The following is a 13840-nucleotide window of genomic DNA, read 5'->3' as shown; positions in this document are numbered from 1 at the left end:
CCGGGATTGTAGGAGCCGGCCCGAGGCCCCTATTTCGGGGCCGATGCCGCCGCGCCGGCTCGTGGCGGCTCCGTCACGAAGCCGATGCGCGTGAGCCCGCTCTTCTGCAGCAGCGCCAGCAACTCGGCCACGCGGCCGTAGGGCACGGCACGGTCGGCGCGCAGCTGCACCTCGGTCAACGCATTGCGCTGCGCCGCCTGCTGCAGCTTTTGCGCAAGCGTCGCCTCGTCCAGCGGCTGGTCGTCGAGGAAGACCTGGCCCTGGGCATCCAGCGCCAGGTTCAGCGGCTCCAGCGCCTCGCTGGCCGAACCCTCGGCCTGCGGCAGGTCCAGGCGCAGGCTGGAGGTCATCAGCGGCGCGGCGACCATGAAGATCACCAGCAGCACCAGCATCACGTCGATGAGTGGCGTCATGTTGATGTCGCTCATCGGCTTGGCCGGTTTTTTACTCTCCAGGCGGCCGAAGGTCATGGCCTGCGCCCCGTGTGGAGCGGTGCGGGAACGCGGCCCGGTGTCATGGCTTCAAGCTTCCCGCGTGCCGTCGAGCATCAGCTCGCGCAGGTCGTGCGCAAAACCTTCGAGCTCGGCCTCGTTGCCGGCGATCCAGCGGCCGAACACGTTGTAGGCCAGCACCGCGGGGATGGCGACGGCCAGGCCCGCGGCCGTCATCACCAGCGCCTCGCCCACCGGGCCGGAGATCTTGTCGATGCTCACCGAGCCCTCGCCCGCCATGCCGATGAGCGCGTGGTAGATGCCCCAGACCGTGCCGAACAGGCCGATGAAGGGAGACGTGGAGCCGATGGAGGCCAGGGCGACCTGCCCCATCTGCAGCTGCGCCAGCACGCGGTGCAGCGCGTCGCGCAGCCGCCGTGTGAGCTGGGAGTCGGCATGGCCGTGCGACTCCAGCGTGCCGCCGCGCGCGCCGGCCTGCGCCGCGTCCACCAGCGGCAGCAGCAGCTGCTCGCGGTCGAGCTGGTGGAGCCGCTCGCGTGCCACGTCCAGCGCCGGCGCGGCCCAGAACGCGGGCACGCCGCGGGCGATGTCGCGCGACGCGCGGCGCAGCAGCCAGCCCTTCCACAGAATCAGCACCCACGCCGTGATGGACATCAGCAGCAGCAGCGCCGCCACGGCACGGCCGATGGCGTCACTGCGCGCCCAGAACTCCTGCAGGCCGTCCACCGTGCGGCGGCCGGCCTCAGGCCAAGCCCAGCACCGCGTCCATGCCGAACAGGCCGCTGGGCTTGTCGGCCAGGAAGCGCGCCGCGCGCAGGCTGCCCTGCGCATAGCCGGCGCGGCTGCTGCTCTTGTGGCTGATCTCGATGCGCTCGCCGGTGCCGGCGAACAGCACGGTGTGGTCGCCGACGATGTCGCCGCCGCGCACCGTGGCGAAGCCGATGGTGCTGGGGTCGCGCTCGCCGGTGACGCCCTCGCGGCCGTAGACGGCGCATTCCTTGAGGTCACGGCCCAGCGCCGCAGCCACGACCTCGCCCATCTTGAGCGCGGTGCCGCTGGGCGCATCGACCTTGTGGCGATGGTGGGCCTCGACGATCTCGATGTCGTAGCCCTGGTTCAGCGCGCGCGCGGCCATGTCCAGCAGCCGCAGCACCACGTTCACGCCCACGCTCATGTTGGGCGCCATGACGATGGAGACGTCCTGTGCGCCTTGCGCGATCTGCGCCTTCTGCTCCTCGCTGAAGCCGGTGGTGCCGATGACCAGCTTCACGCCCAGCTCGCGGCACACCTGCAGATGCGCCAGCGTGCCTTCGGGGCGGGTGAAGTCGATCAGCACCTGGGCCTGGACCAGGCCTTCGCGCAGGTCCGAGATGATGGGCACGCCCGAAGGACGGCCGAGGAAAGCCGAGGCGTCCTGGCCCAGCGCGGGGCTGCCAGGCACGTCCAGCGCGCCGGCCAGCTGGCAGTCGTCGGCCTGCAGCACGGCCTCGATGAGCATGCGGCCCATGCGCCCGGAGGCGCCGGCGATGGCGATGCGCAGCGGCGCGGCGGCGCCGGTGGAGGAGGAATCGTTGGTAGTCATGCGGGAAGGTTCAGGGCTCCAGCGGCGGATACGCCCGCGTGGCGCCGGTGGGCGCGGCGGCGGGCGCGGTTTCGGTGCGCGGCGGCGCGGGCAGCTTCGCGCGCTGCTCCGGCGTGAGTTCCAGCACCGGCAGCTTGGAAGGCACCTTGGCGGTGCTGATGGAGGAAACGAATTCCTGCTCGGAGGGCAGGTCCTGCGCGGCATCGAGCCGCTGCAGCCGCTCGCCCTCGAAGTACGCGGTGACGCTGCGGCGCTGCGGCTCGGCGCCGGTGCGCCGGATGGTGAAGATGTAGTCCCAGCGGTCGGCGTGGAACACGTCGGTGAGCAGCGGCGAGCCCAGGATGTCGCGCACCTGCGCGCGGCTCATGCCGGGCTGAATCGCCGCGGCTTGCTCGCGCGTCACCACGTTGCCTTGCACGATCTCGATGCGGTAGGGCGTGATCACACCGAGCAGGTTCTGGTCCGAGGACTGCAGCGAGGAGGCGCAGCCTGCCAGCGAGCAGGCCGCCAGCAGCGCGGCGGACAGACGGAAGACTTGGCGATGCATGGGATGGGCCTGCGTCGGACCGGGCCTCGCAGGGCTGGCTATGATCCGGCCCATTCTACCGGCCCCCTTTCGGGGGCTTGTCCTGTTCAAGAGAGCCGTCATGACGCATGCCGATGAACTCAAGAGCAGCGGCCTGAAGGCGACGCTGCCGCGCATCAAGATCCTGGAGGTGTTCCAGAAAACCAGCCAGCGGCACATGACGGCCGAAGACGTCTTCAAGGCGCTGCTGACCGAAGGCTCGGACATCGGGCTGGCCACGGTGTACCGCGTGCTGATGCAGTTCGAGCAGGCCGGGCTGCTCACGCGCAGCCATTTCGAGTCGGGCAAGTCGGTGTTCGAGCTCAACGAGGGCCAGCACCATGACCATCTGGTGTGCCTGACCTGCGGCCGCGTGGAGGAGTTCTTCGATCCGGAGATCGAGCGCCGCCAGCGCGCCGTGGCCGAGGCGCGGGGCTTTGCCATCCACGATCACGCCCTGGCGCTGTACGCCACCTGCACCAAGGCGGACTGCCAGTTCCGGCCGAAGTAAGTCTTCTTTCTCCGACTCCGGGCCCATCGAAGGGCTCGGGACAAACGCCGCGCGGCGGGCAGCGCTCAGCGCTGCATCGCCTTCTGGTGGCGCTGGATGAACTCGTTGTAGGTGTCGATGCCGCGCAGCTGCAGGATGGTGTTGCGCACCGCCGCTTCCACCAGCACCGCCAGGTTGCGGCCCGCATCCACCGCGATCACGACCTTGCGCACCGGCACGCCGAGGATCTCCTCGTACAGCGGCTCGTAGGGCAGGCGCTCGAACTCGCGCTCCAGCGTCTCGCGGCGCACCAAGTGCACGATGAGCTTGAGCTTCATCTTCCGCCGCACCGCCGTCTCGCCAAAGATGGCCTTGATGTCCAGGAGGCCGATGCCGCGCACTTCCAGCAGGTTCAGCAGCAGTTCGGGACACCGACCTTCCAGTGCGTTCTGCGCCGTGCGGTGGATGTCCACCGCGTCGTCGGCCACCAGACCGTGGCCGCGCGAGATCAGCTCCAGCCCCAGTTCGCTCTTGCCCAGGCCCGACTCGCCGGTGAGCATCACCCCGAGGCCCAGGATGTCCATGAACACGCCGTGGCGCGTGGTGCGCTCGGCGAAGAGCTGGCCCAAGTAGCTGCGCAGCACGTCGATGACGTGGCCGGCAGACTCCTTGCTGGCGAACAGCGGAATGCCCGCGCGCTCGCACAGCCGCAGCATCACTTCCGGCGGCGGCTGGTTGTCGGCCACCACCACCATCGGCGGCTCCAGCGTCAGGATGCGCGTGGCGCGGCGCTCCTGTACCTCGGCGGGCACGGCGGTGAGGTAGCGCACCTCGCGCTCGCCCACGATCTGCACCCGGTAGGGATGGATGTAATTGAGAAAGCCGACGAGATCGGCCGAGGAGTGCGCCTCGCGCACCGCGGCCTCGTCGAAATGGCGCTCGGGATGGGCGTGACCCGCCACCCATTCCCAGCGCAGCGCCTTGCGGTGTTCCTCGAACAGCGCCTCGGCGCTGACGGAGATCGGTTTCATGCGGCAGAGCCTCCAGGGCGAAGCCGCATCGCGGGCTTCAGGCGACTGATTTGAGCGGCTCCCAGTTCTGAATCAGCTTGTGCAGCGCGGCGGCATCGGGCTCGGCCTTGAGGCGTTCGCGCAGTTCGCGGTCGCTCAGCATCTCAGCAATCTCGGACAGGATCTCCAGATGCCGCTGCGTGGCCGCCTCCGGCACTAGCAGGAAGATCAGCAAGCTCACCGGCTCGTCGTCCGGTGCGTCGAAGGGAATGGGGTGCTGTACGCGCAGCACCGCCGCGAGCGGATTCTTCAGGCCCTTGATGCGGCCGTGCGGGATGGCCACGCCATGCCCCAACCCGGTAGAGCCCAGCCGCTCACGCGCGAACAGGTTGTCCGACACGGTGGCACGGGCAATGGCGTGCTGGTTCTCAAACAGCAGTCCCGCATGCTCGAAGACCCGCTTTTTGCTGGTGGCTTCCACGTTCACCAGCACATTGGTGGCAGGCAGGATGGCGGCGAGACGGTTCATGATGCTTTCTCCGCAGCGCAGGTCGTCCGGGCGGTTGCGGAGACTGTGACAGGGCGTTCGATTATAGAAAGCCCTCTTGTCACGCCCCCCGGAGGGCCTCCCTCAACCAGTCCAGTGTTGCGTGAATGCTGCGCACATCCGCCCACCGGAGCTTTTAGCAAAAAGCGGCCCCGCAGGGCCGCTTGGTGCGGAGCCGAGGACGGCTCCGGGTCAGTTGTGAACGCTCAGACGCTCGCGGGCATGCGCTTGGCAGAAGCGTGATGGTGCTCCTGCGTACGGTCCTTGTGGCGCATGACCTGGCGATCGAGCTTGTCCATCAGCTGATCAATCGCGGCATACAGGTCTTCGTGCGACTGCTCCACGAAGATGTCTCGTCCCTTGACATGCAGCGTCACCTCGGCGCGTTGGCGGCGATCCTTTTCCTTGGACTTGTCGATCGCCAGCAGCACGTTCACATCAACCACTTGGTCAAAGTGGCGCGTGACTCGGTCCAGCTTCGTCAGCACGTACTCACGCAGAGCCGGGGTCACGTCGAGATGGTGTCCGCTGATCGTCAGATTCATCAGATCCTCCTTTCGGAAGGGTTGCTACACACGGGGGGTGACCGCAGCACCGCCCCGTTGAATTCAGTTTGCCCCCGAGCCCGGGTGGTGACAAGGCGATGACAGTACGGTTTGACGGCGCATTCCGTTAAGAGTTGACGCATCGCAAGGCCTGCTCCAAAACGCGGAACCGCGCGCATTGCGCCTTGATGCGACATTTGCCACCCGCGCGGCGGTTCCCGGGTGCGTCCGAGCCGCCATGGGCACAGCCGGCACGGCACAATGCCCGTGGACCTCAAGCACACCATGAACCCCGAGTTCTTCAGCGCCATCGACACCGGCCGCGCGCGCAGCAACAACGAGGACGCGGTGGCTCTGGACGAGGCTGCGGCACTGGCAGTGCTGGCCGATGGCATGGGCGGCTATAACGCCGGCGAAGTCGCCAGCGGCATGCTCACCACGCAGTTGCGCAACGAGCTCGGCCGCTGGCTGCAAGAAACCGCGCACGCAGCCACTGATCAGGAAGTGCGACGCGCCATGGAGTTGTGCGTCGGGCAGGCCAACCGCGCCATCTTCGAAGCCGCACGCGCCAACCCGCAGTACGCCGGCATGGGCACCACGCTCGTGATGCTGGTGTTCCGCGGCGGCCATGTACTCAGCGGCCATGTGGGCGACTCGCGTGCGTACCGGCTGCGCGGCGCCAAGCTCATGCGGCTCACGCGCGACCATTCGCTGCTGCAGGAGCAGATCGACGCCGGCCTGATCACGCCCGAGCAGGCTGCCTTCAGCGCGTACAAGAACCTCGTCACCCGCGCCGTGGGCGTGGAGGAGCGCGTGCTGCTGGAGACGCAGATGCACGACCTGCAGCCTGGCGATCTGTACCTGCTGTGCTCGGACGGGCTGTCGGACATGCTCGACGACAACGCCATCGCCCAGATCCTGCTGGCCCATACCGATTTGGCGCAGGCCGGACGCGCCCTGGTGGACGCCGCCAACCAGGCGGGGGGAAAAGATAACATCGCCGTGATCCTGGCCCGCGTGCCGGGACCGGCGGCGGCCCGCTCGTGGTGGCCGTTCAAGCGCTGAGGTCCGCCATGCCCGCCGGGCTCGCTTCCTCCCCTGCCAGCCACACGAGGACAAGCATGGGCAAACTGGTCGTCTCCCTGGACGGCGTGGTGATCAAGCAGGTTGATCTCACCAAGGAAAAGACCACGCTAGGCCGGCGTCCCTACAACGACATCGTGATCGACAACCTCGCCGTCAGCGGCGAGCACGCCGTGCTGCAGCGCATGGGCGATGCGGTCTTCATCGAGGATCTCAACAGCACCAACGGCACCTACATCAACGGCCGCGCCATCCGTCGCCAGCAGCTCGCGCACAACGACAGCGTGGAGATCGGCAAGTACAAGCTGCGCTACCTCGCGCATGACGAAGGCTCGCCGGAACCGCCCCACCCGCCGCGTACCGCCCCCGTTCCCGATTTCGCCCACACCGCGCCGCTGCCCGGCGCGGGCAGCCCGTTCCCCAGCCCGGCCGCCGCCGATTCCGACATGCCCGTGGCCACGCTGCGGGTGCTCAACGGCAGCGCTGCCGGGCACGAGGTGATGCTCACCAAGATCGTCACCACTGTGGGCAAGCCCGGCGTGCAAGTGGCCAGCATCACACGGCGCCCGGGCGGCTACGTGCTGACCCATGTCGAGGGCAGCGCTCGCCCCGGCATCAACGGCATGCCGCTGCAGTCCGACGCCATGCCGCTGCGCGACGGCGACGTGATCGAGCTCGCCGGCACCCAGATGCTGTTTACCCTGCAACGCTGATGCACACCGGCGCGATCCTCGGCGCGCCGCATCCCGGCCCATGAAAATCCGCGTCCTGGGTTGTGCCGGTGCGATTGCCGCAGGCAGCTTTACCACCTCGTTCCTGCTGGACGGCGACGTGCTTATCGACGCCGGCACCGGTGTGGGCACGCTCACGCTCGAAGAGCTTGCCGGCATCGACCACATCCTGCTGAGCCATTCGCACCTGGACCATGTGCTGGGCGTGCCGCTGCTGGCCGACAGCGTCATGCGCATGCGCGCCGCCGCCGGCCGCGGGCCCATCCGCGTGCATGGGTTGCCCGAGACGCTGCAGGCGCTGCGCGAGCATCTGTTCAACAACCGCATTTGGCCTGACTTCACGCGACTGCCCACGGCACAGCAACCGGTGCTGGTGTTGGTGCCCTTTGCCGTCGGACAGGAGATTGCGCTGGGAGAGCGCCGCATCGAGGTGCTCAGCGCCGCCCACACCGTGCCGGCGGTGGGCTTTGCCGTCTTTGCCCGTGTACAGGGGCCTTGCTGGGTCTTCACCGGCGACACCGGCCCTAACGAGGCGCTGTGGCAACGCCTGGCGCAGCTGCCAGTGGCGCACCTGGTGATCGAAACCTCCTTTTGTGACGAGGAAGCGACGCTGGCCCAGCTCAGCCGCCACCTATGCCCTTCGGCGCTGGCGACGCAGCCGCTGCACCAACTGCAGCAGTCGCAGGAGCCAGCGCAGCTGCACATCACGCACGTCAAGCCCGGCGAGGTGCGCACGGTGATGGCGCAACTGCGCCGCCACGGCGTCAAGGCGCACGCGCTGCACACGGGTGACCGCTGGCAGCTTGACTGAGCGGGTCCAAGTGGGCGGCGCCTGACGTTTGTCCCGAGCCCGTTGCCTCGGCACCAGCCCCAGCATGGCGCCACCGGGGCGGCGAGCGTTTACTTCACTCACAAACCCGTCCTCCGGCCGCGGCCCCGGTGCCGTCGTGGTGCCGGTGCAACCACCTCTCACAGACCAAGGGAAGGAGGACGTTCCATGCGAAGCACCCGCCTCGAGCAACGGGGTTTCACGCTCATCGAGCTGATGATCGTCGTGGCGATCATCGGCATCCTGGGCGCCGTGGGCTTGCCGCTGTACCAGAACTACATCGTCAAGGCCCGCGTGGGCAACGCGCTGCGCTCGGCCGACGCGCTCAAGACGGCCGTGGGCCTGTGCATCCAGGAGCAGGGCGGCGCGCTGGCCGGCTGCAGCCAGGGCGCCCAGGGCGTACCGGCGTTCACGCCCACTAAGGAGGTCGCCTCCGCGACCGTCGCCGACGGCGTGATCACCCTGACGCTGGCCAGCGGCTTGGGCAACGGCGTGGATGGCAAGACCATCACTTTCACTCCGCAGCCGGGCACCAGCAGCGTAGTCTGGCTCAACTCCACCAGCGTGACCCACGACGCTGCCTCGGAGCTGATCCGCAGGAACAACCCGGCCGGCGCGGGCAACGCAGCGTCCGCGGCCTCCTGAGCCGCCGTTGCCGGCAGCGTGCCGAGGCCCGGGCCGCATCCCATTCCGAAGACCGCCCTGGCGGTCTTTTTTGTGCCCGCACAAGGTTGCCCACAAGGTTGTGCACGGCCGGTGCAAGGGTCGCGGAGCTCGTCATGGCATCCACAACGACTGGCATCGAAAGCCACTTCATAAATTGGTATTGGTAGTAGAGCGCGTCCTGAACTGTGGGCAACTCTATTTTCCCCTTGCTTATCAACAGCTTGTGCCAGGTACAAGGCTGTGCGGCCCACGGATGGATTAGTTCTTTCGAAAACACAACAACTCGGCACTGCGGCCTGTGGTGTGTGGACAAGCCGGAGTTGTCCAGATCACTGTCCACAACCTTGTGCAGTGCGGCACAGGGGAGTGCAGGAGCTTCTTGCTAGAGTGCGCCGCCTTCGCTCAAACGCTTCATCTGTGCTTCCGATGCCTTCTCCTGCGCTGTCGCTGGCGGCGCTGCTGGCCTGCTGTGTGCCTGTCCTGGTGGCTTTCAACCTGCCGCCCTCCGCCACTTTCTTCAACCAGGCGGCGGCACTGGGGCTTTGGGGCGTGTTTGCCGCATTGCTTGGGATGCCGCGCGCGCGGGCGGGCGGGCGCGCGGCCGTTGCGCTGCTCGGGGCACTGGCGCTGCTGGTGGTGAGCGTGCTGTGGTCTGCCGTGGTGGCGTTGCCGGCCAGCCTGGCGGCCTCGGCGCTAGGGCTGCTGCTGGGCGCGCTGGTCATGGCTTGGTCCGGTGCGGCGCTGCAGGGGCCTGCACGCGCGGTGGCGCTGCAGGTGTTCTTGCTGGGATGGGTGGTGGTGGGCGTGCTCAGCAGCGTGATCGCCCTGGTGCAGGTCTTTGCGCCCGGCTGGGCCGACGGCGTGGTGATGGCCCGCTCGGGCCTGCCCGGACGCGCCGTGGGCAACCTGCGTCAGCCCAACCACCTCAGCACACTGCTGCTGTGGTCGCTGGTGGCGCTGGTGCCGCTGCGCGAGGCCGGACGCTTTTCCATCCGCAGTACGGCCCTGCTGGGCGCGCTGATGGTGGTTGGGGTGGAGCTGTCGGGATCGCGCACGGGCACCCTGGGCGTGCTGCTGCTGGCACTGTGGGGGGTGGTGGACAAGCGGCTGTCGCGGCCGGGCCGGCTGCTGCTGCTGGGGGCGCCGCTGTTCTATGCGGCCTGGGCGATGGCGCTCAAGACACTGCAGGAGGGAAGCGCGCTGGGTGCTGCCACGCGGCTGGGCGAGGCCGACGTCTCCGGTTCGCGCTTCGGTATCTGGCGCAATACCCTGGAGATGATTGCGCAGCAACCCTGGACGGGCGTGGGCTTCGGCGAGTTCAACTTCGCCTGGACCTTGACCCCCTTCCCCGGCCGCCCGGTGGCTTTCTTCGATCACACCCACAACGTGGTGCTGCAGTTCGCGGTGGAGCTGGGCGTGCCGCTGGCGCTGCTGGTGCTGGCCTTGCTGGGACTGGCCTTATGGCAGGCATGGCGGCGCACCTGGGCCGTGAAGGGCGTCGCGGGCACGGCGCTGCGCGCCCTCTTCGTGATGGTGCTGCTGGTGGCGCTGCACAGTCAGTTGGAGTACCCGCTGTGGTATGCCTATTTCCTGCTGCCGGCGGCGTGGATGTGGGGCGTGTGCCTGGGCACGCCGTCGGCGGTCCCGCTCGAAGCCGTTGCGGCGCCCCGGCGCGCCCTGGCGTCGCGGCTGCCCGGGCTGCTGCTGGCGGCGGGGGCGGTGTTCTCGCTGATGGATTACGGCCGCGTGGTGTCGATCTTCTCGCCCGGCGCGGACGCGGGTCCGCTGGCGCAGCGCATCGAGGACGGCCAGCACAGCGTCTTCTTCGCTCACCATGCCGACTACGCCGCCGCCACGACGGCCGACGTCCCGGCCGATGCGCTGGTGGCCTTCGAGCGCGCCACGCATTTCCTGCTCGACACGCGGCTGATGCTGGCCTGGGCCGAAGCGCTGGCCGATGCGGGGGACCTCGACCGCGCGCGCCACGTCGCGCAGCGGCTGCGGGAGTTCCACTATCCGCAGTCGGAAGCCTTCTTCGCGCCGTGCGCGGCCAACTCGGTGCTCAAGGCGGCCGACGAGAAGCCCTTCCAGTGCGAGGCGCCGGAAAAGGCGCTGGAGTGGCGTGATTTCCTGGACGTGATGCCTTGACGGAGGCGGCGCGGCGTGCGCCGCGCCCCGGGTTCAGCCCCCGGCCTGCCAGTGTCCCGACTTGCCGCCCTTCTTCTCCAGCAGGCGGATGTCGCTCATGACCATGCCCTTGTCGGCGGCCTTGCACATGTCATAAATGGTGAGCAGGCCGACCTGCACCGCCGTGAGGGCTTCCATCTCGACACCGGTGACGCCCACCGTCTCGGCCTGGACCGTGCAGCGCACGCCGGGCAGTGCCTCGTCGATATCGAGCTCCACCGCCACGCGCGTGAGCGGCAGCGGGTGGCACAGAGGGATCAGGTCCGATGTGCGCTTGGCGGCCTGGATCGCGGCGATGCGGGCGATGCCCAGCACGTCGCCCTTCTTGGTCGTGCCCTCGCGGATCAGCGCCAGCGTCTCGGGCAGCATGCGGATGCTGCCGCTGGCGCGCGCCACGCGGTGCGTGGCGACCTTGGCCGAGACGTCCACCATGTGGGCTTGGCCCTGGCTGTCGAAGTGGGTGAGCGGGTTGTTCATGGCGAGAAACCTGGCAGCAAAAGCGCGGTGCGATCATAGCCAGCCGTTTTGCAGCCCCCTCCAGCGACCTTGAAGCACTCCCTTGCCGCCTCTGCCCTCGTTGCCGGCCTGGCGCTGGCCGCGCTGCCAGCCGCCGCGCCGCGGGCGCAGACCTCGCCCTCCTCGCCTTCGGCCCTGCCCGCGCTGGGCGATTCGGTCTCGGGCGAGTTCAGCGTCGATACCGAGCGCCGCCTGGGCGAGCAGATCATGCGCGAGGTCCGCCGCGACCCGGCCTACCTCGACGACGCGCTTCTGCTGGACTACGTGCAGTCGCTGTGGCAGCCGCTGGTGGGCTCGGCGCGCCGACGCGGCGAGATCGGCGCCGACACGGCCAACGCCTTCGGCTGGGAGGTGTTCCTGGTGCTGGACCGCAGCGTCAACGCCTTTGCGCTGCCCGGCGGGCACGTGGGCGTGCACCTGGGGCTCATCGCCATGACCGCCAGCCGTGACGAACTCGCGGCGGTGCTGGCGCACGAGCTCTCGCACGTCACGCAGCGCCACATCGCGCGCAGCATCAGCAGCTCCTCGCGCCAGTCGATGGTGGGCATGGCGGCCATGATCCTGGGCGTGCTGGCCGCCAGCCGCACCGGCAACGCGGCCGTGGCGCAGGCGGCCGTGGTGGGCGGACAGGCCGCCATGGTGCAGGGACAGCTCAACTACTCGCGCGACATGGAGCGCGAGGCCGACCGCGTCGGCTACGGCGTGCACAGCGACGCCGGCTATGCCAGTGCCGGCGTGGCGGGCATGTTCGAGAAGCTGGAGCACGCCAACCGGCTCAACGACAGCAACAACTATCCCTACCTGCGCTCGCACCCGCTGACCACCGAGCGCATCGGCGAGGCCCGCGCCCGCGTGCAGGCCGATTCGCATGCCGCTAGGAACGTCCCGCCCGATGGCGCCATCGAGCACACGCTGGCGCAGGCGCGTGCGCGCGTGCTGATGGACACCACCGTGCAGGCGCTGCGCCGCAACCAGGCCCAGCAGGCCGGCCCGAACGCGGGCGCGGCCGAGCAGCTGGGCGCGCTGTACGCGCAGGCGCTGGCCTCCACGCTGCTGCGCGAGTTCGAGCCCGCCGATGTCGCGCTGGCCGCGGCCGACACGCTGCTGCAGCGCGAGGCGCCAGCGGCCGCGCGTGGCGGTGACGCGGCGCAGTGGCTGCAGTTGCTGCGCGTGCAGTCGCTGCTGGCGCGAGGCGACGCGCGCGCGGCGCAGCAGCGCATGCAGGCGCTGCCCGACAGCGGCATCTCGCGCCCGCTGCTGCTGTGGCATGCGCAGACCGCGCTGGCCGCGGCGCGGGCCGGCGCGGGTACCGAATCACTGCGGCGCAGCACCGAGGCGCTGCAGACCTGGGTGGCTGAGCGGCGAGAGGACGCCGGGGCCTGGCAGCTGCTGGCGCAGTGCGCGGACCAGCTCGGCCTGAAGCTGCGCGCGGTGCGCGCGGAAGCCGAATCGCGCGCGGCGCTGGGCGACATCCCCGGCGCGGTGGACCGGCTGCGCGCCGGCCAGCAGCTCGCGCGCAGCGGCGCAGCGTCGGACTTCATTGAGGCTTCCATCATCGACGCGCGGCTGCGCGAGATGGAGGCGCGCCGGCGCGAACTGGCCGATGAGATGCGCAACCAGCGCTGAGCGCCAGCGCTCTTTGAGAAGGCATTCCGTTCGGGCCGAGCCCGCCCAAGCCCTGTAGGCCCACCGGCCCGCGAGCCCTTCGACAAGCTCAGGGCGAACGGAATGAAGCTTCAGGCGCCGAAGACCGACTCCATCGCCGAGTCGATGACCATGCCGCAGGCGCTGTAGATCAGCGAGCCGATCAGCGCCGCGACGAAGCCGTTGACGCTGAAACCGTCCAGCATCGAGGCCGCGAACCAGAACATCACGGCGTTGATGACGAACAGGAACAGCCCCAGCGTCAGCAGCGTCACCGGCAGCGTCAGCAGCACCAGCAGCGGCCTCACCACCGTGTTGAGCAGCCCCAGCACCAGCGCCGCGACCATCGCGGTGCCGAAGCTCGCCACCGATACGCCCGGGTAGAGATAGGCCACCAGCAACAGCGCGGCGGCCAGCAACAGCCAACGAACCAGCAGTTTCATGCGGCCAAGCATAGCCACGGCCGCGGCCTCGCTGTGCCCGCGCGAGTCGCCTGCATGCCACAGCTTGCTTAAGAAAACTCAAGATTTCGTTTGATTGAGAATAATTCTTGTTTAGAATCCCCTCACACAGTTTGTGACCTTGGTCTGAAGCGACCGCGGAGCCCTCGATGAATTTGCCGCCCCTGCCTGCCGGCCACCCCGAGCCGATGACGCCCAACGCCCGCCGCGCGCTGGGTGCGGGGATGCTGGCGGCACACGTGGCGCTGGGCTGGGGCTTGCTGCAGCTGGAGCCGGTGCGCGAAGCCGTTGCCGAGGTGATTCCGCTGACGGTCAACTTCATCGCCCCGCCCGCGCCCGTCCCCGCGCCGCCGCCCCCGGTGCCGGCGCCGGTGAAGCGCGAGCCGCCCAAGCTCAAGCCGACGCCGGCACCCAAGCCCGTGATCACCAGCGCCCCGACGCCCGCGCCGCAGCCGCCAGCCTTCACGGCCCCGCCCGCGCCGCCGTGAAGCACATGGCCAACGGCACGCCGCTCATCGTCATCGCCGGCCAG

Annotated in this window: 17 protein-coding genes; 8 read left to right on the top strand and 9 right to left on the bottom strand. The window is 69.0% G+C overall.

What is annotated here, in order from left to right; all coding sequences use genetic code 11:
- Positions 1 to 29: 29 nt before the first annotated feature.
- From Q0741_RS16135 to Q0741_RS16120, 4 genes are read right to left on the bottom strand one after another with little or no spacing between them, the layout of a single operon-like run.
- Positions 30 to 470, bottom strand: coding sequence for a biopolymer transporter ExbD (locus tag Q0741_RS16135; RefSeq protein ID WP_298234220.1), 441 nt, complete (start codon positions 468 to 470; stop codon positions 30 to 32).
- Between the two features lie 51 nt (positions 471 to 521).
- A complete protein-coding gene (locus tag Q0741_RS16130; RefSeq protein WP_298234219.1) occupies positions 522 to 1178 on the bottom strand; it encodes a MotA/TolQ/ExbB proton channel family protein in 657 nt (218 codons plus the stop codon).
- Positions 1179 to 1194: 16 nt separating this feature from the next.
- Positions 1195 to 2034, bottom strand: a complete 840-nt coding sequence (gene dapB, locus Q0741_RS16125) for a 4-hydroxy-tetrahydrodipicolinate reductase (RefSeq protein WP_298234218.1) — start codon at positions 2032 to 2034, stop codon at positions 1195 to 1197.
- Positions 2035 to 2044: 10 nt separating this feature from the next.
- Positions 2045 to 2581 carry an outer membrane protein assembly factor BamE gene (locus tag Q0741_RS16120; protein ID WP_298234217.1) on the bottom strand — a complete coding sequence of 179 codons (537 nt, stop codon included), beginning with the start codon at positions 2579 to 2581 and terminating at the stop codon, positions 2045 to 2047.
- A 100-nt stretch (positions 2582 to 2681) separates the two neighbouring features.
- On the opposite strand from Q0741_RS16120, the gene fur reads away from it, so the two are divergent.
- Entirely contained in the window at positions 2682 to 3110 is a 429-nt protein-coding gene (gene fur / locus Q0741_RS16115; RefSeq protein WP_298234216.1) for a ferric iron uptake transcriptional regulator, read from the top strand.
- A gap of 65 nt (positions 3111 to 3175) precedes the next feature.
- Here fur and hprK read toward each other — a convergent pair whose 3' ends face one another.
- From hprK to raiA, 3 genes are all read right to left on the bottom strand, one after another.
- Positions 3176 to 4120 (bottom strand): HPr(Ser) kinase/phosphatase, encoded by a 945-nt coding sequence (gene hprK, locus Q0741_RS16110; protein WP_298234215.1) that lies wholly within the window; start codon positions 4118 to 4120, stop codon positions 3176 to 3178.
- A 37-nt stretch (positions 4121 to 4157) separates the two neighbouring features.
- Complete coding sequence (ptsN, locus tag Q0741_RS16105; protein ID WP_028996972.1) at positions 4158 to 4628, bottom strand: PTS IIA-like nitrogen regulatory protein PtsN; 471 nt, start codon at positions 4626 to 4628, stop codon at positions 4158 to 4160.
- A 224-nt stretch (positions 4629 to 4852) separates the two neighbouring features.
- Complete coding sequence (raiA, locus tag Q0741_RS16100) at positions 4853 to 5191, bottom strand: ribosome-associated translation inhibitor RaiA (RefSeq protein ID WP_028996973.1); 339 nt, start codon at positions 5189 to 5191, stop codon at positions 4853 to 4855.
- Between the two features lie 285 nt (positions 5192 to 5476).
- Between raiA and Q0741_RS16095 the strand changes: the two genes are divergently transcribed.
- The 5 genes from Q0741_RS16095 (at position 5477) to Q0741_RS16075 (ending at position 10648) form a co-directional block, all read left to right on the top strand.
- Complete coding sequence (locus Q0741_RS16095; RefSeq protein WP_298234235.1) at positions 5477 to 6256, top strand: Stp1/IreP family PP2C-type Ser/Thr phosphatase; 780 nt, start codon at positions 5477 to 5479, stop codon at positions 6254 to 6256.
- A 56-nt stretch (positions 6257 to 6312) separates the two neighbouring features.
- Positions 6313 to 6987, top strand: a complete 675-nt coding sequence (locus tag Q0741_RS16090; RefSeq protein WP_298234214.1) for an FHA domain-containing protein — start codon at positions 6313 to 6315, stop codon at positions 6985 to 6987.
- A gap of 40 nt (positions 6988 to 7027) precedes the next feature.
- Positions 7028 to 7816: a 3',5'-cyclic-nucleotide phosphodiesterase gene (locus Q0741_RS16085; RefSeq protein WP_298234213.1), complete on the top strand. Its 789-nt coding sequence runs from the start codon at positions 7028 to 7030 to the stop codon at positions 7814 to 7816.
- A 186-nt stretch (positions 7817 to 8002) separates the two neighbouring features.
- Positions 8003 to 8479, top strand: coding sequence for a pilin (locus Q0741_RS16080; RefSeq protein ID WP_298234212.1), 477 nt, complete (start codon positions 8003 to 8005; stop codon positions 8477 to 8479).
- Positions 8480 to 8926: 447 nt separating this feature from the next.
- A complete protein-coding gene (locus Q0741_RS16075) occupies positions 8927 to 10648 on the top strand; it encodes an O-antigen ligase family protein (protein WP_298234211.1) in 1722 nt (573 codons plus the stop codon).
- 33 nt (positions 10649 to 10681) lie between these two features.
- On the opposite strand, the gene moaC is transcribed toward Q0741_RS16075, so the two are convergent.
- Positions 10682 to 11164, bottom strand: coding sequence for a cyclic pyranopterin monophosphate synthase MoaC (gene moaC / locus Q0741_RS16070; RefSeq protein ID WP_298234210.1), 483 nt, complete (start codon positions 11162 to 11164; stop codon positions 10682 to 10684).
- A 69-nt stretch (positions 11165 to 11233) separates the two neighbouring features.
- Here moaC and Q0741_RS16065 point away from each other — a divergent pair, with 69 nt between their 5' ends.
- Positions 11234 to 12829: a M48 family metalloprotease gene (locus Q0741_RS16065; RefSeq protein WP_298234209.1), complete on the top strand. Its 1596-nt coding sequence runs from the start codon at positions 11234 to 11236 to the stop codon at positions 12827 to 12829.
- 110 nt (positions 12830 to 12939) lie between these two features.
- On the opposite strand, the gene Q0741_RS16060 is transcribed toward Q0741_RS16065, so the two are convergent.
- Positions 12940 to 13290 carry a phage holin family protein gene (locus Q0741_RS16060; protein WP_298234208.1) on the bottom strand — a complete coding sequence of 117 codons (351 nt, stop codon included), beginning with the start codon at positions 13288 to 13290 and terminating at the stop codon, positions 12940 to 12942.
- Positions 13291 to 13457: 167 nt separating this feature from the next.
- On the opposite strand from Q0741_RS16060, the gene Q0741_RS16055 reads away from it, so the two are divergent.
- The gene (locus tag Q0741_RS16055; protein ID WP_298234207.1) at positions 13458 to 13796 is read left to right on the top strand and encodes a hypothetical protein; all 339 of its coding nucleotides are present in this window, start codon (positions 13458 to 13460) and stop codon (positions 13794 to 13796) included.
- Positions 13797 to 13840 lie beyond the last annotated feature (44 nt).

The organism is uncultured Azohydromonas sp. (assembly GCF_937926365.1).
In the GTDB taxonomy this organism is placed as follows: Bacteria; Pseudomonadota; Gammaproteobacteria; order Burkholderiales; family Burkholderiaceae_C; genus Azohydromonas.
This window is presented reverse-complemented; position numbering and strand designations above follow the sequence as displayed.

Bases quoted from the DNA above. Each gene is read 5' to 3' on its own strand.
- Q0741_RS16080 (WP_298234212.1), top strand. From the start codon at position 8,003: ATGCGAAGCACCCGCCTCGAGCAACGGGGTTTCACGCTCATCGAGCTG.
- Q0741_RS16060 (WP_298234208.1), bottom strand. From the start codon at position 13,290: ATGAAACTGCTGGTTCGTTGGCTGTTGCTGGCCGCCGCGCTGTTGCTG.
- Q0741_RS16085 (WP_298234213.1), top strand. From the start codon at position 7,028: ATGAAAATCCGCGTCCTGGGTTGTGCCGGTGCGATTGCCGCAGGCAGC.
- Q0741_RS16095 (WP_298234235.1), top strand. From the start codon at position 5,477: ATGAACCCCGAGTTCTTCAGCGCCATCGACACCGGCCGCGCGCGCAGC.
- Q0741_RS16090 (WP_298234214.1), top strand. From the start codon at position 6,313: ATGGGCAAACTGGTCGTCTCCCTGGACGGCGTGGTGATCAAGCAGGTT.
- hprK (WP_298234215.1), bottom strand. From the start codon at position 4,120: ATGAAACCGATCTCCGTCAGCGCCGAGGCGCTGTTCGAGGAACACCGC.
- dapB (WP_298234218.1), bottom strand. From the start codon at position 2,034: ATGACTACCAACGATTCCTCCTCCACCGGCGCCGCCGCGCCGCTGCGC.
- raiA (WP_028996973.1), bottom strand. From the start codon at position 5,191: ATGAATCTGACGATCAGCGGACACCATCTCGACGTGACCCCGGCTCTG.
- fur (WP_298234216.1), top strand. From the start codon at position 2,682: ATGACGCATGCCGATGAACTCAAGAGCAGCGGCCTGAAGGCGACGCTG.
- Q0741_RS16055 (WP_298234207.1), top strand. From the start codon at position 13,458: ATGAATTTGCCGCCCCTGCCTGCCGGCCACCCCGAGCCGATGACGCCC.
- Q0741_RS16075 (WP_298234211.1), top strand. From the start codon at position 8,927: ATGCCTTCTCCTGCGCTGTCGCTGGCGGCGCTGCTGGCCTGCTGTGTG.
- Q0741_RS16120 (WP_298234217.1), bottom strand. From the start codon at position 2,581: ATGCATCGCCAAGTCTTCCGTCTGTCCGCCGCGCTGCTGGCGGCCTGC.
- Q0741_RS16135 (WP_298234220.1), bottom strand. From the start codon at position 470: ATGACCTTCGGCCGCCTGGAGAGTAAAAAACCGGCCAAGCCGATGAGC.
- ptsN (WP_028996972.1), bottom strand. From the start codon at position 4,628: ATGAACCGTCTCGCCGCCATCCTGCCTGCCACCAATGTGCTGGTGAAC.
- moaC (WP_298234210.1), bottom strand. From the start codon at position 11,164: ATGAACAACCCGCTCACCCACTTCGACAGCCAGGGCCAAGCCCACATG.